The organism is Kocuria sp. LHG3120 (assembly GCF_049897445.1).
In the GTDB taxonomy this organism is placed as follows: Bacteria; Actinomycetota; Actinomycetes; order Actinomycetales; family Micrococcaceae; genus Kocuria; species Kocuria rosea.
Genome location: NZ_JAFCWG010000003.1, coordinates 199740 through 222807, shown reverse-complemented (window position 1 = coordinate 222807; position 23068 = coordinate 199740). Strand labels below are relative to the sequence as shown.

Sequence of the window (23068 nt, the reverse complement as noted above, 5' to 3'; positions counted from 1 at the left end):
GTGCGTCACCGCCCCGGGGGCGGGTGACGGCGAGCGCCCGTGCGCCGGTGACGCCGCTCAGCGGCCCCAGCCGGCGTGGGCCACGGCCTGGCGCACCAGGTCTCCGCGACCGCCCGCGAACTCCGCCTGCACCTCGGGGCTGAGCGCCTCCTCGGGGCTCATCCAGGACAGCTGCAGGGCGTCCTGGCGGGGGCTGCACTCCCCGCGCACCGGCACGATGTAGCTCAGCGCCACCGCGTGCTGCCGGTCGTCGGTGAGCCCCGTCTCGGACGGCGAGGGGAAGAACTCGGCCACGGCGAAGGGCGTGGTGGAGACCGGCAGCTGCGGGAACGCCATGGCCCCCAGGTCCTTCTCCAGATGGCGCAGCAGCGCGGCCCGGATGGTCTCCCGGTACAGCACCCGGCCGGAGACGAAGGTGTACATCATCTTCCCCTCGGGGGTCGCCTGCAGCAGCAGCCCGATCTCGGAGAGGTAGCCCAGCGGATCGAGCCGGACCGGCAGGGCCTGCACGTAGACCATCGGCAGGCGGCGCCGGGCCTCCTGCAGGTCGTCCTCGTTGAGCCAACCGGGGTTCGGATCGGGGGTGCGGAGGAAGTTCATACTGCTGTTCTATCCCAAGACCCCGGGCGGGGCCACGGCCCGCACCGCCCGGGGCGGCCGGTTCAGCGCTCAGCGGAGCCGGTGTCCCCGGGGACCGCTCCCGGGCGGGCCAGCCGGGCGGCGGCCTCCAGGACCGTCCACGCCTGCACCTGTGTGGACAGCTCGACCGGCACGCCGGGGCGCTGCGACTCGTCGGCGTGCCGCGCCGGGTCCGGGGAGAAGATCGCGACCGTCTCGCCGGCGGCCGCCGGTGCGGTGGGGGGCGCGTTGAAGTCCACCGCGGGATCGAACTCCCGCCGGCCCGCCCACAGGGCGTCGGCGGTGCCGGTCACGAGCGCGGCCGCGGTGCGGCGCGCCGCGGCGGGCAGTCCCGGGTGCAGGGCGGCATCGGAGAGGTAGCGGGCCAGGATCCCGCTGAACAGGCCGCCGTCCCCGCCGCCGTGGGTGCGCAGGACGGGGCGTCCGTCCAGGTCGCGGCCGTACTCCTGCGCGGCGCCCGCCACCACGTCGGCGGCCGTGCGCAGCAGGTCCGCCCGGTCCTGCTCGCCCGTGCCCGGGGCGTCCGCGAGCTCGAGGAGCAGACCGAGCACCGGCCCGGAGTTGTAGCTGAACAGCCTCTCGTCCCGGCGCGTCACCTCGGTGCCGGACCCGGCGGCGACCAGCTGCAGACCGTCGTGGAAGACCTTCCGTTCCGGGTCCCAGAGGGTGGCCCGCAGCCAGTCGAGCACCGCGCCGGCCTGTTCCCGGCGGTGCGTGCGCACGAAGCCGAGGGCCGTGGGCGCGGAGGACGCCGTGTTCTTGACGTCGTGGCGGGTGTTCCAGAAGACCCCGCCCCCGAGGTCCCCGGTGTGGCCCCGTTCGAGCCGGGCGAGCAGGGCGCTGCCCGCGTCCAGGCACGCGACGTCCGGCCGGCCGGTCAGGGCGCGGTCCAGCTCGGCGAGACGGCCCACGGCCAGCAGCAGCCACGCCATGTCGTCGTAGTAGGAGTTGTGGGTCACCCGGCCGCCGCTGCGCAGGGTGATGCCCCGCAGCAGGCGGTGCCCCTCCCGGCGGAACCGCCGGGCCCGCGCCGGGTCGTCCAGGTGCCGCAGCCCGGCGTCCACGAGGGCGTCGAGCAGGTGCGCCTGCCACCAGTAGTGCCACGGGGCCTTCGGGTACGTGGGACGCGGGTGCGCCGGGGCGCCGAGCAGCGTGCCGGGCACCCCCAGCGCCCGTCCGGCGAACAGCTCTCGGACCGAGTGGGCGGCCTTGTCGGCACGCAGCGCGGCCGCGGCGCCCGGTGCGGCGGCGCCGGGGTGCTCGGTGGGCGTGGGGTGTGCGGTGGGCTCGGGGGTCGCCGCGGTGGGCGCGGCGCCCGCTCCGGTCGTCGGGGGCATGGGAACTCCTGTGCTGGCGGGGGAGGGGTGCTGGTGCCGAGCCTAGGCGCTCGCCGGGGCCGGCGGCCCGCCGCGGTCCTCGGCGCGGTTCCCGCCGGGGCCGAGGAAGAGCCGCCGGTGCAGGGTCTCGGCCGGTCCGGGGAGGCCGCGCCGCTCCAGCAGGGCCGCGCCGAGCAGCGTGACCAGCCACACGGCGGAGCCGAGCAGCAGCGCGGCGGTGGGCGTCAGAGAGCGGCCGAGCCCCAGTGCGAACGGGGGCAGCAGCACGGTGAACAGCACGGACTGGGCGAGATAGCCGCTCATCGACCGGCGGCCGAGGGCCTGCAGCGACCACAGCGCGGGATGCTCGCGCGCCCGGAGGGCCGCGGCCCGGGGGCCCAGCACGCGGTCGCAGACCAGCGCCACGAGCAGCGCGTAGCCGATGCCCTGCGCGGCGCCGGTCACCGCGTCCAGGCCGGTGAGCACGGACCCGGCGGTCGGCGAGGGCTCGAGCCGGTCCGTGGTCAGGAGTCCGGTGCCCACGCCCGTGAGCAGCCCGAGCCCGATGCAGACCAGGGCCGTGACCAGCAGCCGGCCGCGGCGGGGCCCGGGGTCCTCGAGCACGCGGTACCGGCTCAGGGCCAGCCCGAGCAGCAGCATGGGCAGCAGGCCGAGCAGCTGGAGCGGGGCGAAGGACACCACCCCGAGCCCCTCCACGAGCCCGAGGACCAGCCGCTCCGGGATCGAGTCCGCCACCAGGCTGGGGAAGGGCGGCGTGCCGGGTGTCCGCACGGACCAGCTCGCCGCACCGTAGAGCACCATGAGCACCGAGCCGAGGGCGGAGAGGATCACGAGGGTGCGCGTGCTCTCGGCGATCAGCACGGCGAGGAAGAGCCCGCCGAACGCGTAGGCGGTGATGATGTCCCCGGGGAAGAGCAGGCACGCGTGCAGGGCCCCGATGAGGAGCAGCCACCCGTAGCGGCGCAGCAGCAGCCGGCGCGCCAGGGGCGGCGGCGTGCCGCGGGCGGCCTCCCGCGCGGCGATCTGGCCCACGCCGTAGCCGACCAGGAACGAGAACAGGGGGAAGCCGCGGCCGTCCACGAGCATCGACATGGCCATGTTGGCGACGTCGTCCGCCGTCCACGCCGCGGTGCCCGCACCGGTGCCCAGCGTCCGGTCCCGGGGACCGTCCGTGGGCCCGGCAGCCCAGATCCAGACGGTGACGTTGGCGACCGCGATGACCCAGAGCATGAGCCCCCGGGCCACGTCCGGCGCCGGGACGCGGCCCGTCGCCCGGGGGGCGTGCGGAGCCCTCACGCGGCGTCCCCGGACGGCAGGGCGCGGCGGCTCTCGAGCACGAGCGGCTCGCCGGTCACCGGGTGGACGAGGGCGATGCGGCGGGCCAGCAGCTGAAGCGGCCGGCCGGGGTCCTCGGCGCCGGCCGGCCGCACCTGCGGGTACAGGGGGTCGTGGCGCACCGGGACGCCCAGGCCGGCCAGGTGCACCCGGATCTGGTGGGTGCGCCCGGTCTCGGGCCGGAGGACGTAGCGGGCCCACGTCCCCTCCTCGTCCGCGAACGGCGGCCCGGCGCTCTCCACCTGGGTGCGGGCGTTGACGGGTCCCGGCACCTCCCGCGCCTGCAGGGACGTGCGGTCCTTGACGATGCGGGACTCGACGAGCCGCGGGAGGCGCAGCCCGGGCCGGTGCGCGGCCACGGCCTCGTACTCCTTCGCCACCGCACGCTCCTGGAAGAGGGTCTGGAACCGGCCCCGGGTGCCGGGGTCCCGCGAGAGCAGCAGCACCCCCGCGGTGCCGCGGTCGAGCCGGTGCAGCGGGGAGAGCCGGTCCTCGCGGCGGGAGCGGCGCAGCTTCACGAGCGCGCTCTGCGCCACGAAGCCGCCGCGCGGCGTGGTGGGCAGCCCGTGCGGCTTGTCGACCGCCAGCAGCCACTCGTCCTCGAACAGGACCGGCAGGTCCCCGGGCAGCTCCGGCTCCTCGGGCAGGGCGCGGTGGTACCAGACCGAGCCGCCGGGGCGGAGGGGAGCGTCGTGGGGGAGGGGCCGCCCGGCGTCGTCGACGATCCCGCCGGCCGCGAAGAGCTCCTCGAGCTCGGGCGCGGACGCGGGGAACCTGCTCAGCAGATAGCCGCGGACGGTCCCGGGGGCGTCGGCCCCGGCGGCCGGCAGCCGCACCCGGACCGGGTCCACCCCGTCCCGCAGCGGCAGGGGGGCGGTGGCGGGCCGACGTCGTCGCATGGTTCCCGATCGTGCTCCGCCCGCGCCCCGTTGTCCACTCGGCGGGCCCGCGTACCGCCGCCCCGCGGATCCTGCGAGAATGGGGAGCACCCGCACCCGCCCGCCGACCGGAACGAGGCCCATGTCAGCCGAAGAAGTCGTCCTCCTCGACGAGGCGCACCGTCCCATCGGAACCGCGCCCAAGGCCGGGGTGCACACCACGGACACCCCCCTGCACCTGGCGGTCTCGTGCTACGTCCTCGACGACGACGGGCGGCTGCTGCTGACCCGCCGGGCGCTCGCGAAGAAGACCTGGCCCGGGGTGTGGACCAACAGCTTCTGCGGTCACCCGGGCCCCGGCGAGGGGTTCGTGGAGGCCATCGCGCGCCGCGCCGGCCAGGAGCTGGGCTTCGAGGTGACGGGGATGACGGAGGTGCTGCCCGACTTCCGCTACCGGGCGGTGGACGCCTCCGGGATCGTGGAGAACGAGTTCTGCCCCGTCTACCTGGCGCGGGCCACCGGGCGGCCCCGGCCGCTGCCCGCCGAGGTCGCGGAGGTCGCCTGGATCGCCCCGGAGGAGCTGTTCGCCGCGGCGGAGGCCGCGCCGTTCCTGCTCAGCCCGTGGCTGCTGGAGCAGATCGCGGACGACCGGCTGCGCGGGGCGCTCACGAGCCGGGCAGCGCTCCGCCCGTAGCGCTCCGCCCGGCCGGCTCCCTCCGGCTCACTCCATCCGTCCGGCCAGGCCGGCGGCCACCGTCTCGAGGGCGGCGCGCAGCGCGAGGATCGCCGGGCGGTGGGCGCTCGCTCCGCGGATCGAGGTGAACACCGTCCGCCGGGGCCCGGTCGGCAGGTCGACCAGCCGGCAGGGCGAGTCCCCGCCCGCCCACATGAGGTCCGGCATGAGCGCCACGGCGTTGCCGGACTCCACGAGCCGGGTCTGCGCCTGCAGGTCCGCCGTCGAGAACCGGACGTCCGGCTCGAAGCCCGCCCGCCGGCACAGCTGCTCGCCCCAGTGCCGCGAGGCGGCTCCCCGCGGTTCCATGACCCACGGGAGCTCGCGGGCGTCCCGCAGGGAGGCGACGGACGCGTGCTCGGAGCCCGGGGGGACGGCCAGGCGGATGGCGTCCGTGATCAGCCGCCGCCGGTCCAGGTCCGGGTGGTGGGCGGCGGCGTGGCTCGGGTACTGCTCCGCCACGACCACGTCGAACTCCCGGGCCCAGGTCTCGTAGAGGGCCCGCTCCGGCTCGGCCTGCACCATCTCGACCCGCACGTCCGGGTGCTCGCGGCGCATGGCGCCCAGCACCTCCGGCAGCAGCGCCAGGGCCGCGGACTGGAACACGGCGACCCGCACGGTGCCGGTGACCGTGCTCAGCGACGCCGCCAGGTCCGACTCGGTGCGCTCCAGGACGTCCAGCAGCTCGGTGGTGCGCGCCACCAGGATCTCCGCCTGCGGCGTGAGCTGGACCCGCCGGCCGGCCTTCGAGAGCAGGGCCACCCCCGCCTCCTTCTCCAGCGCCGAGAGCTGCTGGGAGACCGCCGAGGGGCTGAAGTTCAGGGCGGCGGCGACCTCCGCGAGGGTGCCCCGCAGGGCGAGTTCCCGCAGCAGCCGCAGCTTGCGCACGTCCAGCATTCCGCCGCCTCCCAAAGATTAGTACTGCTGACGAATCATCTGCGGAATTCTTCACTTTATCCGAATCGTCCCGGGGCGCACACTGGACGTACCGCAGTGCTTTCGACCCAACCAGGGAGTACCACCCATGACGACGATCCCCGTCCCCCCGGCAGCGCAGGCCCCCGGCCTCCCCGCGGTGGGACGCACCCTTCCCCACGCCGCCATCCCGGCGTCGCTGCCCGAGCAGGCCGTGGCCACGGTGCGCCGCTGGCTCACCGAGGCGGAGCAGTTCCCCCGGGACGCCTCGGGGGAGCAGCTGGCGGGCGTGCTGAAGGATCCCGCCGGCCTGGACTTCACGGTCGGCTTCGTGGACGGCGTCATCCGCCCCGAGGACCTCCGGGTGGCGGCCCGCAACCTGGCCCGGCTGGCGCCGAAGGTCCCCGGCTTCCTGCCCTGGTACCTGCGCTCCGCGGTGCGCGCGGGCGGGGCCCTCGCCCCCGTGGCCCCGCAGGTCGTCATCCCCGCGGCCCGCAAGGCGCTGCGCGAGATGGTGGGCCACCTCATCGTGGACGCCAGCGAGGCCAAGCTGGGGAGGTCGATCGCGAAGATCCGCAAGGACGACGTCCGGCTCAACGTCAACCTCCTGGGCGAGGCCGTGCTCGGGGACCGCGAGGCCGCCCGGCGGCTGCAGGGCACCCACGACCTGCTGGCCCGCCCCGACGTCGACTACGTCTCCATCAAGGTCTCCTCCACCGTCGCCCCGCACTCGCCCTGGGCCTTCGACGAGGCCGTGACCGAGGTCGTCGAGAAGCTCACCCCGCTGTACGAGCGGGCCGCCTCCTTCGCCGCGCCCAAGTTCATCAACCTGGACATGGAGGAGTACAAGGACCTGGACATGACCCTCGAGGTCTTCACCCGGATCCTCGACCAGCCCCGGTTCAAGAACCTGGAGGCCGGCATCGTCCTGCAGACCTACCTGCCCGACGCCCTGGCCGCGATGATCCGCCTGCAGGAGTGGGCCGCCGCCCGCCGCGCCGCCGGCGGCGCCCCCGTGAAGGTGCGCGTGGTCAAGGGCGCGAACCTGCCGATGGAGCAGGTCGAGGCGTCCCTGCACGACTGGCCCCTGGCGACCTGGGGCACCAAGCAGGACTCGGACACCCACTACAAGCGGGTCCTCAACTACGCGCTGCAGCCCGAGCACACGGACGCCGTGCGCATCGGCGTCGCCGGGCACAACCTCTTCGACATCGCCTTCGCCTGGCTGCTGGCCACCGAGCGCGGCGTGGCCGGGGCCGTGGACTTCGAGATGCTGCTCGGCATGGCCACCGGCCAGGCCGAGGCCGTCAAGCGCGACGTCGGGTCCCTGCTGCTCTACACCCCCGTGGTGCACCCGGCCGAGTTCGACGTGGCCATCGCCTACCTGATCCGCCGGCTCGAGGAGGGCGCGTCCCGCGAGAACTTCATGTCCGCGGTCTTCGAGCTCTCCACCGACGAGGAGCTCTTCGAGCGCGAGAAGCAGCGCTTCCTCGCCTCCCTGGCCGGCCTCGACGACACCGTGCCGGCCCCCCACCGGGTCCAGGACCGCAGCCTGCCCGAGCCGCCCGCCCCGGTCGACGCGTTCACCAACACGCCGGACACCGATCCTGCCGTGGCCGCCAACCGGGACTGGGGCCGGGCGATCCTCGACCGGGTCCCCGGCTCGACGGCCGGGGTGGAGACCGTCGCCGCCGCGGCGCTGCAGACAGAGGAGCAGCTCGACCGCGTCATCGACGCCGCCCTCGAGGCCGGTCGCGGCTGGGCCGGGCTCACCGGTGCCCAGCGCGCCGAGGTGCTCCACCGCGCGGGCGACGCCCTGTCCGCCCGCCGGGCCGAGCTGCTCGAGGTCGCCGCCGCCGAGGCCGGCAAGACCCTCGACCAGGCCGACCCGGAGATCAGCGAGGCGATCGACTTCGCCCACTACTACGCCGAGCGCGCCCGTGAGCTGGACGAGGTCGACGGCGCGTCCTTCGTGCCCTCCCGGCTCACCGTGGTGACCCCGCCGTGGAACTTCCCGGTGGCCATCCCGGCGGGGTCCGCGCTGGCGGCCCTCGCCGCCGGCTCCCCGGTGGTGTTCAAGCCGGCCGGCCCGACCAAGCGCTGCGGCGCCGTGGTCGCCGAGGCACTCTGGGAGGCCCTCGACGCCTCCGGGATCCCCCGCGACGTGCTCGCCCTCGTGGACCTCGAGGAGCGCGCCCTCGGCCGCCAGCTGATCTCCCACCCGGCGGTGGACCGGCTGATCCTCACCGGCGCCTACGAGACGGCGGAGCTGTTCCGCACCTTCCGCTCCGATCTGCCGCTGCTGGCCGAGACCTCGGGGAAGAACGCGCTGATCGTCACGCCCAGCGCCGACTTCGACCTCGCCGCCAAGGACGTCGCCTACTCGGCGTTCGGCCACGCCGGGCAGAAGTGCTCGGCGGCCTCCCTGGTGATCCTGGTCGGCTCCGTGGCGCAGTCCCGCCGCTTCCGCAACCAGCTCGTGGACGCCGTGACCTCCCTGACCGTCGACCACCCGACCAACCCTGCCGCGCAGATGGGCCCGCTCACCGAGCCCGCCGAGGGCAAGCTGCTCCAGGCCCTGACCACCCTCGAGGAGGGGCAGTCCTGGCTGATCGAGCCGCAGCAGCTCGACGGGACCGGCCGGTTGTGGTCCCCGGGCGTGCGCACCGGCGTGCAGCGCGGCTCCGAGTTCCACCTGGTGGAGTACTTCGGCCCGGTGCTCGGCGTGATGACCGCCGAGACCCTGGAGGAGGCCGTGGCCCTCCAGAACGAGGTGGAGTACGGCCTCACCGCCGGCCTGCACTCCCTGGACCCGGAGGACATCGGCTACTGGCTCGAGCACGTCCAGGCCGGCAACCTGTACGTCAACCGCCACATCACCGGGGCCATCGTCCAGCGCCAGCCCTTCGGCGGGTGGAAGAAGTCGGCCGTCGGCCCCGGCACCAAGGCCGGCGGGCCCAGCTACCTCATGGGCCTGGGCGAGTGGGAGCCGGCGCCGCTGCGCGGGGCCGGGCTCCCCGTGGCCGAGGCGGCCGCCGTCGAGCTGCTGCAGGCCGCGCACTCGGGCACGGCGGACCTCGGGCCGGCCGAGGCGCAGGGCCTCGAGCAGGCGCTGCGCAGCGACGAGGCCGCCTGGGCCGAGGAGTTCGGCGTCGCCGAGGACGTCACCGGGCTCTACGCCGAGCGCAACGTCTTCCGCTACCTGCCCCTGCCCGTCACGGTGCGCCTGTCCGAGGGCGAGCCGCTCGCCGACCTGCTGCGCGTCGTCGCCGCCGGGCTGCGGGCGGGCTCCGCGCTGACCGTCTCCACGGCGCACGAGCTGCCCGCCCTGGTGCGCGCCGTGCTCACCGACCGCGGCGTGCCCGTGCGGGTGGAGGACGACGCCGCGTGGCTGGCCGGCGCCCCGGCCCTCGGCGGCGGGCGCGTCCGGCTGATCGGCGGGGACCGCGCGGCCTTCATCGCCGCGACCGGGTCCCGTCCGGACGTGGCCGTCTACGCCCACCCGGTCACCGCCGCGGGCCGGGTCGAGCTGCTGCCGTTCCTGCACGAGCAGGCGATCAGCATCACCGCCCACCGGTTCGGCACGCCGAACCACCTCACGGACGAGCTGGTCTAGCAGCCCTCCCCACCACGGCCCCGGGCCGCGGCCCGGACCCCTCGTGGCCCCGGGCCGCGGCCCGGGGCCGTTCCGTCCCCCTCCGCGGTGCCGCCCCCGGCGGCTCAGCCGTGGACCAGGGACGCGTGGACGACCAGGTTCTCGTCGAAGGAGCCGGTCGCGGGGTCGTAGCCGTCGCAGGTGATCAGGCGCAGCTCCGGGCCGGCGGTGTTGCCGTAGACGCGCAGCGTGGGGAACGCCGCCTTCTCGTACCGCTCGACGGCGTCCACGGCGAACACCGCCGCGGAGCCGTCCCGGCGGGTCACGGTGATCAGGTCCCCGTGGGTCAGGCGGTGCAGGTCGGCGAACACGCCGGGGCCGCCGCCGGTGGCGTTGACGTGGCCCAGCAGCACGGACGGGCCGGCCTCGCCCGGGGTCGGTGAGTGCCGGTACCAGCCGGCCGGTGTGCCGGGGCCCTCCGGAGGGACCTCCAGGCTCCGATCGGGGCGCAGCCCGAGCTGCACGAGCTCGTCGTCCAGTCCGATGCGCTCCACCGACAGGCGCTCCGGCGGCGACTCGGGAAGGGCCTCAGGCGCTGGAGCCGGCGCCTGCGCCGCGTCCGCGGGGGCGCTCGCCCGAACGGGCGGCGAGGACGGTGCCGACAGGGCGCCCGCAGCGAGGGGCACGACGCGCTCCGCGACCGACCCGCGCTCCGCCGTCGTCCCCGGCGCCGGGCTGTCACCGGTGCACCACAGGGCCAGGACCACGGAGAGCCCCACCACCCCCGTGCGGAGGTGGCGGGGCTCGCGGCGGTGCCGGGCCATCCGGTGTCCGCCGGTCAGCGTCCGCCGGCCACCCGGCGGCGCACGCCCACTGCGGCGCCCAGCGCGAGCATGCCGAGGACGGCCGCACCGATGATCCCGTTCGTGTCCGAGCCGGTCCCGGCGGTCTCCACGCCCGTGTCGGCAGGACCCTCCGGCACGGCCATCTGGGCGGGCGCCAGGACGCCGCAGGCCACCGGGATGTCGGAGGCGAGGGGCAGGTCCGGAGCCATCGGATTGACCTTGGCCTGCGCCGCGGCCGAGAGGGCCGCCGGGTCCGCCCCGTGGACGTTGACCACGGCGGTGCCGTTCTGCAGGGCCGCGACCATCGCGGCGTCCACCGGGACGGTCCGCTGATAGGTGTAGGCGTCACCGGCGGGGAACCGGTCGATCGCCACGGCCGAGGCCGGGGTCGTGTCGCCGGAGGTGGTCAGGGAGGCCCCGATCCCACCAGTCCAGGGCTGGCCCTCCATGGAGCTGACCGCGCCGTCCCCGTCGGCGTCGGCCGTCGGGGGAGCGCAGAGCCCCTGTCCCCCGATGTGGATGTGCTGGGCGTGCGGGTACGGTGCGCCCTGGAACAGGGCGGGAGCACCAGCGACCTCGACGGTCACCGTGGCCTCCTCACCCGTGACGTGGACGACCACGCTGCCGGTGGTGCTGCTGTTGACCGGGGCGAGCTCGGCCCGGACGGACCAGCTGTCGGCCGCGGCGGCCGGGGCGGCGGGTAGCGCGAGGGCCGCGAGGGCCAGGGCGGGTGCTGCGAGCAGTGCGGACTTCTTCACGGGATCGGCCTCTCGGTGAGAGCGACGGAATGAGATGTGACGCAGTGCACAGTTTACTGGGAGTTCCCTGGGTTTCGAGGTTCGGGGCGCAAGTGCTTCGGTGAATCCGGACCGGGTCCAAGGTGTGTCGGTGGCCGAGGGGCGCCGCCCCCGGAGAGATCGGGTCGGGAGCGGCGCCCGGAGAGCTCGGCCGACTGTGCTCCGGTGTCCCCCCACGTTCATCGCACATCGGACCCGTGAGCCGACCGCGGCTCGTCGATGCAAGGGTACTGATATGTAAATAAATGTTCATCATTTCGTAAGCCGCCTCATAGTCCGGGCGGGGTCCCGCTCCGACGTGGGGGAACGCGGCGGTGCCGCGCCGTGCCGCAGCATCCGGACCGCCACGGGCACGGCCCGGGTGCCCCGGCGCCCGGATGCGGCGCCGGGGGCTGTCTCATTGTGTCTCCGACCGCCGATCCTGGTGTTCTCCCTTGCCAGCCCGTGAACGGGGGGAGCACAGTGGGCTCACGGTGCGGTGCGGGACGGCGCGGGACGAGGGAGAGGTGCCACCATGGGCAACATCGTCGAGTTTCCCACCGCGGACGGACGCGGCGTCCTGGTGGAGACCGCGGACGGGTCCGGCGGACCGGTCACCCGGGGCGGTCACCGCGAGAGCGTGGTGCTGGAGGCCCAGCGGACCTTCGAGGAGGCGGTGGCGCACATCCAGCCCGCGGTCCAGGCCCTGATCGACCAGCTCGTGTCCCTGGCCCACCGCCCCTCGGGGGTGTGCGTGGAGTTCGGGGTCGACCTGCACGCGGAGGCCGGTGCCTTCATCGCGAAGACGGGCGGCGCCGCGAACTTCACGGTCAAGCTCACCTGGGAGGACACGCGCACGGAATGAGCGGGCACGATCCATCGGCGGTCCGTCCTGCCCCGAGCCGGGGGACCGCCCGATCAGGAGCCATGGGGTGAGGAACCGGTGAGCGTGCTGGAGCTGTCGGTCGTCCGGTCCGCGGAGGAGGGCCTCTACGACGTCGAGATCGTCCACTCCCCGGTGGGCGAGGCCTCGGCCATCGTGGCGATCGACTGCGCGGGGCTGATGCAGGGGCGCGACCGATGGCAGGACGCGCTCCTGGCCTCCGCCGCCAGCACCCGCCGACTGGTCGCCGGCCCCGAGACGACGGTCCGGACGGTGGGCCAGGAGCTCTTCGACATGCTGCTGGGCCACCCCGCGATCGGGGCCCGCTACCGGTCCAGCGTGGACGTCGCCGCCGAACGAGGTGAGCCGCTGCGCCTCGTGCTGCGTCTGGCCGCGCCGGAGCTGACGCCCCTGCCCTGGGAGGCCATGTACGACGCCCAGGCCGGCACCTACGTCGCCCGGATCGACCCCCTGGTGCGCCATGTGCCCGTCGCGGCCGCCCCGCCGCCGCTGCGGGTGCAGCAGCCCGTGCGGATCCTCGGGATCACCGCCTCTCCCCGGGGGCTCCCGGTCCTCGACGTCGAAGCCGAGGAGCAGTACCTGGCCCAGGCGCTCGCGGAGCCCCTCGAGCGGGGACAGATCGAGCTGACATGGGTGCGCGACGCCACGTGGGACGGCGTGCACGACATGCTCCTGGGCCAGGAGTGGCACGTCGTCCACTTCATCGGGCACGGGGACTTCGACGTGGAGCTGGACGAGGGCGTGCTGGCGCTCGTGGGAGGCGACGGGCGGGCGCACCGGGTGGAGGCCAGCCGGTTCGCCGACCTGCTGCACGAGGCGACCCCGATGCCCCGGCTCGTGGTGCTCAACTCGTGCCAGTCGGCCGTCTCCGGGTCGGTGGACCTGTTCTCGGGCACCGCCTCTGCGCTGGTGCGCGGGGGCGTCAGCGCGGTGGTGGCCATGCAGTTCGAGATCACCGACCCCGCGGCCGCAGCCTTCGCCCGGGGCTTCTACTCGGCCGTCGCCGCCGGGCGGCCTGTGGACCAGGCCGTGCGCAGCGGGCGCGTGTCCATCCTGGGCATGAACGGCCACACGCTGGAGTGGATCACCCCGGTCCTCTACCTGAGGGGTCTGGAGACCCGTCTGTTCAGCATCCGCAGACCCCGGGAGCGGAAGCGGGCCGCCGAAGCCCCCCGGTCCTCGCGCGCCGGCGCGCCGGTGGTTCCCGGGGCGCCGGCCGGCGGTGGCCCCGCCGCGGCGCCGGTCGAGCCGGTCCCGCCCCAGGCCGGGCCCGGGAGCTCACCCCCGACGGCGGAACCGCCGGTGGCCGAGCGTCCGGATCCGGTGGTGGAGCGTCCCGAACCGATGGCGGACGATCCCGGCCCGGTGGCCGAGCGCCCCGATCCGGTGGTGGAGCGTCCCCCGCCGGCGCCTGGACCACCGGCTCAGACGGGCCGCCCGGCTGCGGGGCACCGCCGGCGGTACGCGCGGGTGCGGTGGCTGGCCCCGCTCCTGCTCCTCCTGACCGGGGCGCTCGTGTGGTGGGCGCTGGCCCGGATCGGCACCGTCGAGGTGGAGGCCGCCGCCTACCGCGATCGGCCGGTGGACGAGGTGGTCCGGGAGCTCGACGAGCTCGGCCTCGGGGTGCGCGTGCGGGGGGAGCCCCACGGGACCGCGGAGGGCACGGTGCTCGGCCTGGAGCCCACCGGCAGGGTGGAGCGGGACACCGAGATCACGGTGGTCCACTCGACCGGTCCGCGGGGCCTTGCCGGAGGGCTGCACGAGCCGGGGAGCGAGGTCGGGACCGACAGCGCGTCGGGGGATCCCGCGGACGCCGGCCCGGGTGCGGCCCCCGACCCCGAGGTGGTGTACCTGCCCGTGGACATGGTGGGACGACCGGCCCAGCCCGTCATCGACCGGATCAGGGCGAGCGGGGTGCAGGTCACGGTCAAGTACGAGGACGGCACGGACCGGCCGCCGGGCGAGGTGGTCCGCACGGACCCGCTCGAGGGGACCCCGGTGCAACAGAACTCGACCGTCACCGTCTGGATCGCCCGGTAGGGCGCCCGCCGCTCCGGCTCAGTGCGGACCGGGCAGCGCGAACTCCTTGTAGAACTGCGTGTCGAAGCGCTCGGAGTCCGAGAGGAGGTAGCGTCCTTCGACCGCCGCGACCGTGCCGGGCAGCACCGACTCCACGATGGCGCACATCTCCGCGACCGTCGCCGTGGACGTGTTCTGGATCTTGGTGATGAGCATGCCCGGCCTGATCCCCGCCTTGCTGGCCCCGGAGCCGGGGGTGACGGCCTTGACGTAGAGGCCTCCCTCGATGCCGCTGCGCGCCATCCTCGCGTCGAGCGCAGGGCCGCCGGCGGGGTCGAGGGCCGTGAAGTAGCCCGGGTAGTACTCCTCCACGGCCCACCCCATGTCGTTCTGCGACTGGCCCTTGAGCAGCTTGTCGACGATCTCCGTCCGGGCCGAGTCGATCGCGATGGAGTAGAACTGGCCCTCCTCCACGACGTTCCGGCCGCTGAACTGCGTCGAGGTGTTGATCCCCACCACCCGGCCGTGGTGGTCGAGCAGAGGCCCTCCCGAGCTGCCGGGATTGACGGTGGCGCCGTGCTGGATGGTGTCCTTGTACTCCGGGGCGCCCTGCGGTTGTGCCGGGACCTTGGTCGCGTTGACGAGTCCCGAGGCGATGAGGAGCTTCTGGCCGGAGGGCTGGTCGGGCGGAGCGGTGGAATAGCCGAGCGCCGTGACCGTGTCCCCCGGGGTCACCGCGTCCGAGCTGCCGATGACGAGCGGGTGCGTCTGCTCGGGCAGCGGGGAGGAGAAGTGCACCACCGCGAGATCCGTGCACGGGTCCAGGGCGATGACGTGCAGGGACGCCTTCTGACCGGTGTTGAACCGTCCCGAGATCGCCGCGAGGCCCTGGACGACGTGCGCGTTGGTGACGGCCATCCCGGCGTCCTTGTCCACGACGAACCCGGTGCCCATCCCCAGGTAGTCGTCGGGCCGGCGTCCCTGGATCGCGAACACCGAGGTGTCGCCGAGGGCGTGCATCTGCTGCGTGGTGAGGTCGGGCGGGTGGTCCTCGCCCGGGGGGAGCTGGCCGGACACGGTCAGTCCGTTCTCCTCGTGGTGCGGGATGTCCGTGGCGCCGGCCGATGCTCCCGGATCGGCCGGTCCGCCCGCTCCGGCCTGCTCGACCTGGTCCTCGGGCGTCGTGTCCCCCGGCCCGCATCCGCTCACCAGCAGGACGCTGACGGCCAGGGCGGCCGCGCTCCTGCGCCGGACCCGCGTGCTCCTGGACGATCTCATGGTGCTCCCCCCCTCGGACACCGCTGACTATCCTGACCTCATTGTCGCCCGAGGGGACGCCCGACGGCCGGGCTTGACGAAGTAAGGCAGCTCACGATCCGGACACGGACCCGCTCCGACGTGCGGTGACGTCCTCCGGGAGGCCGCCGCCGCAGTCCGGATCGGCCGGCTCCGCGGCCCGGGAGTGCGCCCGCACGGACGCTCAGTAGGCCGTGCGCGCGACGTTCCTGGCCCAGGCCTCGAACGGCGCGGTGCGCTCGGCGAGGGCCACCGGGCGCACCGGCAGCGACCGTTCGTGCTCGGGCTTGGCGAAGTACTCGTAGAACTCGGCGTCGTCGAAGCCGCCGGCGGCCGCGTCGTGCCGGTCCGCGGCGAACCAGACGGCGTCCAGCCGGGCCCACAGCGAGGCGGACAGGCACATGGGGCACGGCTCGCAGCTGGTGTAGAGGGTCGCGCCCGAGAGGTCGAAGGTGCCCAGCTCGCGGCAGGCGGCGCGGATCGCCATGACCTCCGCGTGCGCTGTGGGGTCGTTGTCGGCCGTGACGCGGTTGACGCCGCTGAAGCGGCGGCCGTCGGCGGTGACGACGACGGCGCCGAAGGGGCCGCCGTCGACGGCGGCGTTGCCCACCGCCAGGTCGATGGCCTCCAGCAGCAGCTGCCGGGCGTCGGCGGGCGGGGTGCGGTCAGTGTCCATGCGGAACTCCCGGGGTGGGGGCAGATGCCGCCGGGGAGCGTCCCGGGCCGGGACGGGGGGACGTGCGCCGTCGGCGGCCGCTGCGTGGTCGATGGTGCGGTTCTGCCTGGTAGATGGCCCGGGGATCCGGGCCCGCCGTGGGCCTGTCCAGAGGTTACCGAGGAGTGTGCCCGACCACAACAGGTGCTCCGGCGTGCCGGCGGGGGAGGAGGGCCGGGCTCCGCGTGCCGCGCCGCCCGCGCTGTGTCACGCCGCCCGTCCCTCGGTCGATCCTCCGGCGAACCGTGGAACACTGCTGACAGCACTGCTCCCGGTTCCTCGGAGCATCAGCGGGCACGCCGTCCGGCGGGCCCACGACACCGGAAGGAGCGGCCATGGGCCGGCAGGCGAGACCCTCCGGCACGCCCGAGCCCGTCCGTCTGGGTCTGCGCGCCAACGCCGCCCAGTTCACGCTCCTGGTGGCGGTCAACGCCCTGGTCGGCGGCATGGTCGGCCAGCAGCAGACCGTGCTGCCGCTGCTGGCCGCCGACGAGTTCGGGCTGACCGGCTACACCTTCATCTTCACCTACGTGGCCGCGTTCGGGATCACCAAGGCGATCGCCAACTGGTTCGCCGGCACCTTCTCCGACCGGTACGGGCGCAAGCCGGTGCTGCTGGTGGGGTGGCTGTTCGCCGTGCCGGTGCCGCTGATGCTGATCTTCGCCCCGGACTGGGGGTGGGTCGTGGCCGCCAACGTGCTGCTCGGCGTCAACCAGGGCCTGACCTGGTCCACGACCGTGGTGATGAAGATCGACCTGGTGGGCCCGGCCCAGCGCGGACTGGCCATGGGGCTCAACGAGGCCGCCGGCTACGGTGCGGTGGCCGTGACCTCCCTGCTGGCCGGGTACCTGGCCGAGCAGTACGGGCTGCGCCCGGCCCCGTTCCTGCTGGGCCTGGCCTACACCGCCCTGGCGCTGCTGCTGTCGGGGGCCTTCGTCAAGGAGACCCGCGGCCACGCGCTGCTCGACGCCGGCCGGCACACCCCGCGCGCCGACGGGATGCACGACCACCTGCACGCCGGTCTCACCGACCGCCAGATCATCGCCCAGACCAGCCTGAGGGAGCCCGCGCTGTCCTCGGCCAGCCAGGCGGGGCTGGTCAACAACCTCAACTTCGGGCTCTCCTGGGGCCTGTTCCCCCTGCTGTTCGCCACCGCGGAGCTCACGGTGTCCCAGATCGGGCTGCTCTTCGCCCTCTACCCCGGGGTGTGGGGCGTCGGGCAGCTGGTCACCGGCGCCCTGTCGGACCGGGTCGGGCGCAAGCACCTGATCACCGCCGGGATGGCCACCCAGGCCGCGGCCCTGGCCGTCATCGCCGCCGGCGACGGGTTCGGCGGCTGGGCCGCCGGGACGGTCCTGCTCGGGGCGGGCACCGCGATGGTCTACCCGACGCTGCTGGCGGTGGTGGGCGACGTCGCCCACCCCGTGTGGCGCGGCCGGGCCGTGGGCGTCTACCGGGTCTGGCGCGACCTGGGCTACGCGGTCGGGGCCGTGCTCGGGGGGATCGTGGCCGACCTGCTGGGCCTGCACGCCGCGGTCTGGGCCGCCGCCGGCATCAGCGCCGTCTCGGCCCTGGTCGTGGCGGCGCGGATGTACGAGACCCACCAGCCGGTCCCGGCCGGCCCCCGGGACTGAGTCCGCGGGACCGAGCCCGCGGGGCGGGAAGCCCTCGGGCGCTCCCCCGGCCCGGGGCCCCGGCCGGGAGAGCGACCCGGCGCCTCGAGGGCCCCGCGACCGGTCGCTAGAGTGGGGAGCGCCCACCCGCCGCACCGGGTCCGCACGCCACCGGGCCCGGGCCGGACCGTCGCCGGCGCCGTGCCGGCGACCGGAGTCCCCGAGCTCTCAGGAGGACGCCCCTCCCATGGCCGACCTGTTCGACTTCAACCACGGCGGCGCCACGCATCCCGGCGCGCGCGCCGCCGTCCACCCCGGAGCGGGCTCCGGCGAGCACGCGGTGCTGTACACCGTGGTCACCGAGACGGAGCGGCACATCGTCCTCGACGACGGCTTCACCTACGACAAGCGCACCGGCGTGGTCCAGGGTCCCGCGGGACGGCCCACGCTCCAGGACCGCATGACGGCCACCGAGGGCAGCGCCATGTTCGCCTCCTGGTCCCGGACCGCCCAGCGGCCCCGCCGGCCGGACGGCGGCCCGGGCGGCCGTCCGCGGAGCGCTCCGGCGCGACGCCTCGGCTCGCTGCTCCGCCGGCTCGGACGCCGGTGAGGCCTCCGGCGACCTGCGGGGCAGCACGCTGACGCCCTCCGGCACGGGCAGGCCATAGGCTGGTCGGCGGACCCGTCCACCCGTTCCCCTGAGGAGTGCACCGTGCCCCTGATCCAGCGACACCTGTTCGGCCCCGGCCCGTCCAACCCCTACCCGGAGGCCACGGCGGCGCTGGGCCACCCGCTGCTCGGCCACCTGGATCCCGCCTTCCTCGACGTCATGGACAGCGCCTGCGACGGCCTGCGCACGGTCTGGGGCACGGACAACCGGCGCACCCTGCCGCTGAGCGCCACCGGCTCCGCCGGCATGGAGGCGGCGTTCGTCAACACGGTGGAGGAGGGCGACGTCGTCGTCGTCGCCGTCAATGGGCTGTTCGGCGAGCGCATGTGCGACGTCGCGGCCCGGTGCGGCGCCGAGGTGGTGCGCGTGGACTTCCCCTACGGGGAGCCGATCGACCCGCAGCGCGTCGCGGAGGCGCACCCGTCCCCGAAGATCATCGCGGCCGTGCACGCGGAGACCTCCACGGGCGTGCGCTCCGACATCGCCGCGCTGGGGGAGCTCAAGGGCGACGCCCTGCTGCTCGTGGACGCGGTCACGTCCATCGGCGGCATCGAGCTGCGCGCGGACGACTGGGGGGTGGACCTCGGCTACGCGGGCACCCAGAAGTGCCTGGGGGTCGCCCCGGGACTGGCGCCGTTCACGATCTCGGACGCCGCGTTCGAGCGCCGGGTGCAGCACCCCCGCTCCTGGTACCTGGACCTGGGCATGCTCGGCGGCTACGTGGGCGAGGCCCAGGGCCGGGCCCGGACCTACCACCACACCGCGCCCACGGCGATGATCGCGTCCCTGGACGCCGCGCTGCGCCGGATCGCCGAGGAGGGCCTGGAGAACGTCTGGGCCCGTCACCAGGCCGCGGGCGACGCGCTCCAGGCGGGGCTGCAGGACATGGGGCTGGAGCTGTTCGCCGCCGAGGGGCACCGCCTCCCGGAGCTGACCACGGTCAAGGTGCCCGAGGGCGTCGACTCCGCCTGGGTGCGGGCCTACCTGCTGGAGCACTTCTCCGTGGAGATCGGGGCGGGCGTGAAGGAGTACGCGAACACCGTGTGGCGGATCGGCCTGATGGGCCCCAACGCCGACGCCGGGTCGGTGGCCCTCGTCCTGGGCGCCCTCCAGGAGGCGCTGCGGAAGGTCCCCGCCCTGGTGTGAGCCGCTCCGCGTCCGCTCAGATGAGGTGGGTCTCGGAGCGCTCGATGCGCTCCCCGGTGCCGGGGTCCGCCACCGTGCGGCGGGTGGAGCGCCGCCGGGACGGGACGGTGTCGGGCCCCCGCCCGACGCGGAGGGTCATGTTCGGTCACGACGGCGCGGGCGCCCCGTGTCCCGCGGGGCGACCCGTGCTCCCCGGCCCGGCGCCGCGCTGCTCGGGCGGCCCGGGGGCGCGGCGGGGCGGAGCGGGAAGCGTGCTGCCGAAACCGCCGCTGGCAAGGCACGATCCCCCGGCCACTGCGCCGGCGGAGCACGCACCCGGGCGGTGCGGGTCTCCCGCGCACGCCGCCCGGCGGCCGGTGCGCCCCGTGCCGGTGGCACGACCCCGGGGTGCTCCGGCACGGAGCCGCCCGCCGGGGCGCCGGGGCCTGTAGCCGGACCCGTCCGGCTCTGCTTCTATTGAGGAACGTGGGGACCTACCGAGGAGGAACATCCGATGGAAACCTGGATCTGGATCGTGCTGGCCCTGGCCGTGCTGGCCGTGGTCGTCCTGGCCGTGCTGGCCGGGAGCCGCAAGAAGAAGGAGCGCGAGGCCGTGGAGCGGCGGGAGAACCAGCAGCGCGCCGCCGAGCTGCGCGCCCGCAGCGAGGAGGAGGACCTCTCGGCCCGCGAGCGGAAGGCGGACGCGGACGCGGCCCGCGCCGAGGCCGAGAAGGCCCGGATCGAGGCCGACCGCCTCGAGCAGGACGCCCAGCGGCGCACCGAGGACGCCGAGAAGGTCCGCCAGGAGGCGGAGACCCATCGCCGGGACGCCGCCTCGCTCGTCCCGGACGGGGACGACTCCACCCCTGCTGACGCCTCCCGCGGACGCCGCGAGGACGTCACCGATCGCGCCTCCGGGACGCGCTCCGACGAGGCCCCCTGGCAGGACGGCGACGCCGGACCGGACACCCGGACCCGGCACGACGGCGACACCCGGAGCGACGGCGACACCCTGCACGACGGCAGCACCCGCCCCGACGGCGACCCCGGCCCCGGGGACCGGCCGCGCACCTGAGCCCCGGCTCGGACGCGGCGGTCGTCGAGCCGCGGAGAGCGAGCGGGGCCGGTGCGGGATCCCGCACCGGCCCCGCTCATTCTCCGCGGTCACTTCTCCCAGGGAGCCTTGATGGGGTAGTAGCGCTCCAGGAACTCCGTCATCCGCTCCGCGCGCTCGGGACCGGGCACCTCCGGGAAGCTGCCGTCGTTGAGGCAGAACATGTCGAGGTTGCGGCGGCCGAGCAGCTTCTCCATCTGCTGCAGCCCGGCGCGCGTGGTGGTGTCCACGTACTCCGTGCGGGCCGTCTCCTGGGTCACGGCCCGGCCGGTCAGCAGCGCGTAGTAGTGGTAGAGCGAGTTCGTCACCGAGATGTTGTCCGCCGCGCGGAAGCGGCTGGACGCGGTGCGGGCGAACTCCGCCGGGAACTCCCGCTCCATCTCGGCCACCACGCTGCGCCGCAGGGGCGCGGCGCAGTGCTGCAGGTGGCGGGTGGTGATCCGGCCGAAGCGCTCCCACAGGAGCCGGCGGTTGACGCGGGCGGCGTTCTCGAAGCCGGAGCGCTCGGCGGAGTTCTCGCCCAGGCCGATCCGGGTCTCGTTCTCCACGAACTTCGTGATCCCGCCCGGGGAGAAGAACAGCGCCGGGCCGATCGGGCGGCCGAAGAACATGTCGTCGTTGGAGTACAGGTAGTGCTCCGAGAGCCCCTCGATGTGGTGCAGCTGCGCCTCCACCGCCTGGGAGTTGTAGATCGGCAGGGCCGAGGTGTCCGCGAAGAACTCCTCGCTGCGCACGACCCGCACGCGCGGGTGCTCGGCCAGCCACGCCGGCGGCCGGGAGTCGGTGGCGATGTAGATGTTGCGCACCCACGGGGCGAACATGTGCACCGAGCGCAGGGCGTACTTCAGCTCGTCGACCTGCCGGAAGCGGGCCTCGTGCGCGTCGCCCTCGCCCACCACGGCGTCGGCCATGTACGAGGCCCGGACCCTGCGGTACTCCTCGTCGGAGCCGTCCACCCACGAGAAGATCATGTCGACCGCGAAGTCGATGTCGATGGCGTGGTCGGCGAACATGTTCTCGATCGTGGGCCAGGTGAGGCCGAAGCGCTCCACGGTGCCGCGCACGGCCTCGGCCACCGGGACGGTGCGCCGGGTCAGCGAGTTCTCGATGGGCAGCCGGATCTCGTCCTCGCCGAACTCCCACAGCTCCACCTGCACCCCGGTGCCGGCGCCGTAGTAGAGCCTGGCCTCCGCGGAGTAGTGGGGCCGGAACAGCCGCAGGACCCGCGCGTTGCGGCGCGAGGACAGCTCGCCGTCGGCCAGCAGCTGCACGGTCTTCTTCTTGGTGTCCATCGGCTTGACGTAGTACGGCTCGCCCACGGCCGCGTCCACCAGGGCCTGCCGGAGCCGGGGACGGTCCTTGAGGTCCACGGCGATGACGGGGCGCTCGTCGTTGCCCCGCACCAGCAGGTAGTCGACGCCCGCCGAGTCCAGGACCCCGCGCAGGAAGAGCAGGTTCTGGACCATGACGTCGTGCGGGGTCTGGTCCGTGATCCGCAGCGCGAAGCGGTCCTTGTAGCGGACCACGTCCTCGCGCTGGTCCAGGGCCGCGGCAGAGGCACGGGAAGCGGAGCGGAACACCTCGCCGTCCGTGCCGTCCTCGGGTGCCGCGAAGTACTCTGCGCCGAGCAGGGTCGTGTTGATGGTGCCTCCTCATGGTGTCGGGCCGCTGGGGCGGCGATCTCATGATAAGCCGCGACGGCCGGACTCAGGAGGGGAGGGGCTGGCAGCGCTCGCAGAACCACACCGCCCGGTCCCGCGGCGGCCCGGGGTACGGCTCGCCGGGCACGAGCTCGGCGTCGTCGATCCGCGCCTCCCGGACCGGGGCCCCGCACCGGCGGCACGGCTGCCGGCCGCGGCCGTAGACCCAGAACTGCTCGCCGCGACGGGCCGGGCCCCCCACCGTGGAGCGCTGCGAGCGGTCCCGGTTGACGTGCAGCAGCCGGTGGGAGAGGTCCACGACCGCGCCGAGGTCCGGGACCTCGGCCACCGGGGTGAAGGGGTGCAGCCGCTGGAGGAACAGGATCTCGTTGCGGTAGACGTTGCCGATGCCGGCGAGGTTGCGTTGGTCCATCAGCGCGGCCCCCACGCGCCGGAGCGGGTGGCGGGCGAGCCGGGCCAGGGCCTCCGCCCGGTCCCAGTCGGGGCCCAGCAGGTCCGGGCCGAGGTGGCCCACGAGCTCGTCCTCGTCGGCGGTGGCCACGAGGTCCAGCATGCCGAGGTCGAAGCCGACGGCCTGCGCGGCCGCGTTCTCGAGCACCGCCCGCGCCTGGTGGCCGGGGCGCCGCCACCGGGCGCCCCGCGGGTAGACGTGCCACATGCCCTCCATGAGCAGGTGGGAGTGCAGGGTGAGCGGGGGCAGGCCGTCGGGCCCGCCGTCGGTGCGGACCAGCAGGTGCTTGCCCCGCGGCACCACCTCGGTCACGGTGCGCCCCGAGAGGTCCGCGGTGGCGATCGACGGGAACCGGAGGTCGCTGCGGGTCAGGATCCTCCCGGCCAGGGCGCGGCGCAGCAGGACGGCCTGGCGGTAGACGGTGTCACCCTCGGGCACGGCCGCCCC

The 23068-nt window shown here is 74.8% G+C and carries 20 protein-coding genes; 8 read left to right on the top strand and 12 right to left on the bottom strand.

What is annotated here, in order from left to right; all coding sequences use genetic code 11:
• Positions 1 to 57: 57 nt before the first annotated feature.
• The 4 genes from ACP7CD_RS07950 to ACP7CD_RS07935 all read right to left on the bottom strand — a co-directional run bounded on the left by ACP7CD_RS07950 (position 58) and on the right by ACP7CD_RS07935 (position 4210).
• Entirely contained in the window at positions 58 to 600 is a 543-nt protein-coding gene (locus ACP7CD_RS07950; RefSeq protein ID WP_017833900.1) for an NUDIX hydrolase family protein, read from the bottom strand.
• A gap of 62 nt (positions 601 to 662) precedes the next feature.
• The gene (locus tag ACP7CD_RS07945; protein WP_284563289.1) at positions 663 to 1976 is read right to left on the bottom strand and encodes a glycoside hydrolase family 76 protein; all 1314 of its coding nucleotides are present in this window, start codon (positions 1974 to 1976) and stop codon (positions 663 to 665) included.
• A 42-nt stretch (positions 1977 to 2018) separates the two neighbouring features.
• Positions 2019 to 3272 carry a DUF418 domain-containing protein gene (locus tag ACP7CD_RS07940; protein ID WP_017833902.1) on the bottom strand — a complete coding sequence of 418 codons (1254 nt, stop codon included), beginning with the start codon at positions 3270 to 3272 and terminating at the stop codon, positions 2019 to 2021.
• Positions 3269 to 4210 carry a pseudouridine synthase gene (locus ACP7CD_RS07935; protein ID WP_043739122.1) on the bottom strand — a complete coding sequence of 314 codons (942 nt, stop codon included), beginning with the start codon at positions 4208 to 4210 and terminating at the stop codon, positions 3269 to 3271. Before ACP7CD_RS07935 ends, ACP7CD_RS07940 begins: the two co-directional genes overlap by 4 nt.
• A 121-nt stretch (positions 4211 to 4331) precedes the next feature.
• Between ACP7CD_RS07935 and idi the strand changes: the two genes are divergently transcribed.
• A complete protein-coding gene (idi, locus tag ACP7CD_RS07930; RefSeq protein WP_368827465.1) occupies positions 4332 to 4883 on the top strand; it encodes an isopentenyl-diphosphate Delta-isomerase in 552 nt (183 codons plus the stop codon).
• 27 nt (positions 4884 to 4910) lie between these two features.
• Here the strand turns inward: idi and ACP7CD_RS07925 are convergent, their stop codons facing one another.
• Positions 4911 to 5819 (bottom strand): LysR substrate-binding domain-containing protein, encoded by a 909-nt coding sequence (locus tag ACP7CD_RS07925; RefSeq protein ID WP_426119836.1) that lies wholly within the window; start codon positions 5817 to 5819, stop codon positions 4911 to 4913.
• Positions 5820 to 5946: 127 nt separating this feature from the next.
• Between ACP7CD_RS07925 and ACP7CD_RS07920 the strand changes: the two genes are divergently transcribed.
• Complete coding sequence (locus ACP7CD_RS07920; protein ID WP_426119833.1) at positions 5947 to 9453, top strand: bifunctional proline dehydrogenase/L-glutamate gamma-semialdehyde dehydrogenase; 3507 nt, start codon at positions 5947 to 5949, stop codon at positions 9451 to 9453.
• A gap of 104 nt (positions 9454 to 9557) precedes the next feature.
• Here the strand turns inward: ACP7CD_RS07920 and ACP7CD_RS07915 are convergent, their stop codons facing one another.
• Complete coding sequence (locus ACP7CD_RS07915) at positions 9558 to 10256, bottom strand: class F sortase (RefSeq protein WP_336649612.1); 699 nt, start codon at positions 10254 to 10256, stop codon at positions 9558 to 9560.
• A gap of 14 nt (positions 10257 to 10270) precedes the next feature.
• On the bottom strand, positions 10271 to 11035 hold the full coding sequence (locus tag ACP7CD_RS07910; RefSeq protein ID WP_336649613.1) for a hypothetical protein: 765 nt from the start codon (positions 11033 to 11035) through the stop codon (positions 10271 to 10273).
• 553 nt (positions 11036 to 11588) lie between these two features.
• Here ACP7CD_RS07910 and ACP7CD_RS07905 point away from each other — a divergent pair.
• Positions 11589 to 11918, top strand: a complete 330-nt coding sequence (locus ACP7CD_RS07905) for a CU044_2847 family protein (protein ID WP_336649614.1) — start codon at positions 11589 to 11591, stop codon at positions 11916 to 11918.
• 78 nt (positions 11919 to 11996) lie between these two features.
• Entirely contained in the window at positions 11997 to 13997 is a 2001-nt protein-coding gene (locus ACP7CD_RS07900) for a CHAT domain-containing protein (protein ID WP_336649615.1), read from the top strand.
• An 18-nt stretch (positions 13998 to 14015) separates the two neighbouring features.
• Here the strand turns inward: ACP7CD_RS07900 and ACP7CD_RS07895 are convergent, their stop codons facing one another.
• Both ACP7CD_RS07895 and ACP7CD_RS07890 read right to left on the bottom strand, forming a co-directional pair.
• Positions 14016 to 15254, bottom strand: a complete 1239-nt coding sequence (locus ACP7CD_RS07895) for a S1C family serine protease (RefSeq protein WP_426119830.1) — start codon at positions 15252 to 15254, stop codon at positions 14016 to 14018.
• A gap of 202 nt (positions 15255 to 15456) precedes the next feature.
• Positions 15457 to 15948, bottom strand: a complete 492-nt coding sequence (locus ACP7CD_RS07890; protein WP_368795035.1) for a nucleoside deaminase — start codon at positions 15946 to 15948, stop codon at positions 15457 to 15459.
• Positions 15949 to 16322: 374 nt separating this feature from the next.
• Here ACP7CD_RS07890 and ACP7CD_RS07885 point away from each other — a divergent pair, with 374 nt between their 5' ends.
• The 3 genes from ACP7CD_RS07885 (at position 16323) to ACP7CD_RS07875 (ending at position 19416) form a co-directional block, all read left to right on the top strand.
• Entirely contained in the window at positions 16323 to 17621 is a 1299-nt protein-coding gene (locus ACP7CD_RS07885) for an MFS transporter (protein ID WP_426119827.1), read from the top strand.
• A 226-nt stretch (positions 17622 to 17847) separates the two neighbouring features.
• Positions 17848 to 18210 (top strand): hypothetical protein, encoded by a 363-nt coding sequence (locus tag ACP7CD_RS07880; RefSeq protein ID WP_284563293.1) that lies wholly within the window; start codon positions 17848 to 17850, stop codon positions 18208 to 18210.
• A gap of 102 nt (positions 18211 to 18312) precedes the next feature.
• A complete protein-coding gene (locus ACP7CD_RS07875) occupies positions 18313 to 19416 on the top strand; it encodes a pyridoxal-phosphate-dependent aminotransferase family protein (RefSeq protein ID WP_035927767.1) in 1104 nt (367 codons plus the stop codon).
• 16 nt (positions 19417 to 19432) lie between these two features.
• On the opposite strand, the gene ACP7CD_RS07870 is transcribed toward ACP7CD_RS07875, so the two are convergent.
• Positions 19433 to 19555 carry a hypothetical protein gene (locus tag ACP7CD_RS07870; protein ID WP_284563294.1) on the bottom strand — a complete coding sequence of 41 codons (123 nt, stop codon included), beginning with the start codon at positions 19553 to 19555 and terminating at the stop codon, positions 19433 to 19435.
• 354 nt (positions 19556 to 19909) lie between these two features.
• Here ACP7CD_RS07870 and ACP7CD_RS07865 point away from each other — a divergent pair, with 354 nt between their 5' ends.
• Complete coding sequence (locus ACP7CD_RS07865; protein ID WP_109221736.1) at positions 19910 to 20470, top strand: hypothetical protein; 561 nt, start codon at positions 19910 to 19912, stop codon at positions 20468 to 20470.
• 89 nt (positions 20471 to 20559) lie between these two features.
• Here ACP7CD_RS07865 and ACP7CD_RS07860 read toward each other — a convergent pair whose 3' ends face one another.
• Together ACP7CD_RS07860 and ACP7CD_RS07855 are read right to left on the bottom strand one after the other, a co-directional pair.
• Positions 20560 to 22089, bottom strand: coding sequence for a stealth conserved region 3 domain-containing protein (locus tag ACP7CD_RS07860; protein WP_017833913.1), 1530 nt, complete (start codon positions 22087 to 22089; stop codon positions 20560 to 20562).
• A 127-nt stretch (positions 22090 to 22216) separates the two neighbouring features.
• Positions 22217 to 23059 (bottom strand): DNA-formamidopyrimidine glycosylase family protein, encoded by an 843-nt coding sequence (locus tag ACP7CD_RS07855; RefSeq protein WP_017833914.1) that lies wholly within the window; start codon positions 23057 to 23059, stop codon positions 22217 to 22219.
• Positions 23060 to 23068: the final 9 nt, after the last annotated feature.

Bases quoted from the DNA above. Each gene is read 5' to 3' on its own strand.
- ACP7CD_RS07890 (WP_368795035.1), bottom strand. From the start codon at position 15,948: ATGGACACTGACCGCACCCCGCCCGCCGACGCCCGGCAGCTGCTGCTG.
- ACP7CD_RS07895 (WP_426119830.1), bottom strand. From the start codon at position 15,254: ATGAGATCGTCCAGGAGCACGCGGGTCCGGCGCAGGAGCGCGGCCGCC.
- ACP7CD_RS07945 (WP_284563289.1), bottom strand. From the start codon at position 1,976: ATGCCCCCGACGACCGGAGCGGGCGCCGCGCCCACCGCGGCGACCCCC.
- ACP7CD_RS07880 (WP_284563293.1), top strand. From the start codon at position 17,848: ATGGCCGACCTGTTCGACTTCAACCACGGCGGCGCCACGCATCCCGGC.
- ACP7CD_RS07870 (WP_284563294.1), bottom strand. From the start codon at position 19,555: ATGACCCTCCGCGTCGGGCGGGGGCCCGACACCGTCCCGTCCCGGCGG.
- ACP7CD_RS07935 (WP_043739122.1), bottom strand. From the start codon at position 4,210: ATGCGACGACGTCGGCCCGCCACCGCCCCCCTGCCGCTGCGGGACGGG.
- ACP7CD_RS07865 (WP_109221736.1), top strand. From the start codon at position 19,910: ATGGAAACCTGGATCTGGATCGTGCTGGCCCTGGCCGTGCTGGCCGTG.
- ACP7CD_RS07925 (WP_426119836.1), bottom strand. From the start codon at position 5,819: ATGCTGGACGTGCGCAAGCTGCGGCTGCTGCGGGAACTCGCCCTGCGG.
- ACP7CD_RS07915 (WP_336649612.1), bottom strand. From the start codon at position 10,256: ATGGCCCGGCACCGCCGCGAGCCCCGCCACCTCCGCACGGGGGTGGTG.
- ACP7CD_RS07920 (WP_426119833.1), top strand. From the start codon at position 5,947: ATGACGACGATCCCCGTCCCCCCGGCAGCGCAGGCCCCCGGCCTCCCC.
- ACP7CD_RS07905 (WP_336649614.1), top strand. From the start codon at position 11,589: ATGGGCAACATCGTCGAGTTTCCCACCGCGGACGGACGCGGCGTCCTG.
- ACP7CD_RS07885 (WP_426119827.1), top strand. From the start codon at position 16,323: ATGGGCCGGCAGGCGAGACCCTCCGGCACGCCCGAGCCCGTCCGTCTG.
- ACP7CD_RS07950 (WP_017833900.1), bottom strand. From the start codon at position 600: ATGAACTTCCTCCGCACCCCCGATCCGAACCCCGGTTGGCTCAACGAG.
- idi (WP_368827465.1), top strand. From the start codon at position 4,332: ATGTCAGCCGAAGAAGTCGTCCTCCTCGACGAGGCGCACCGTCCCATC.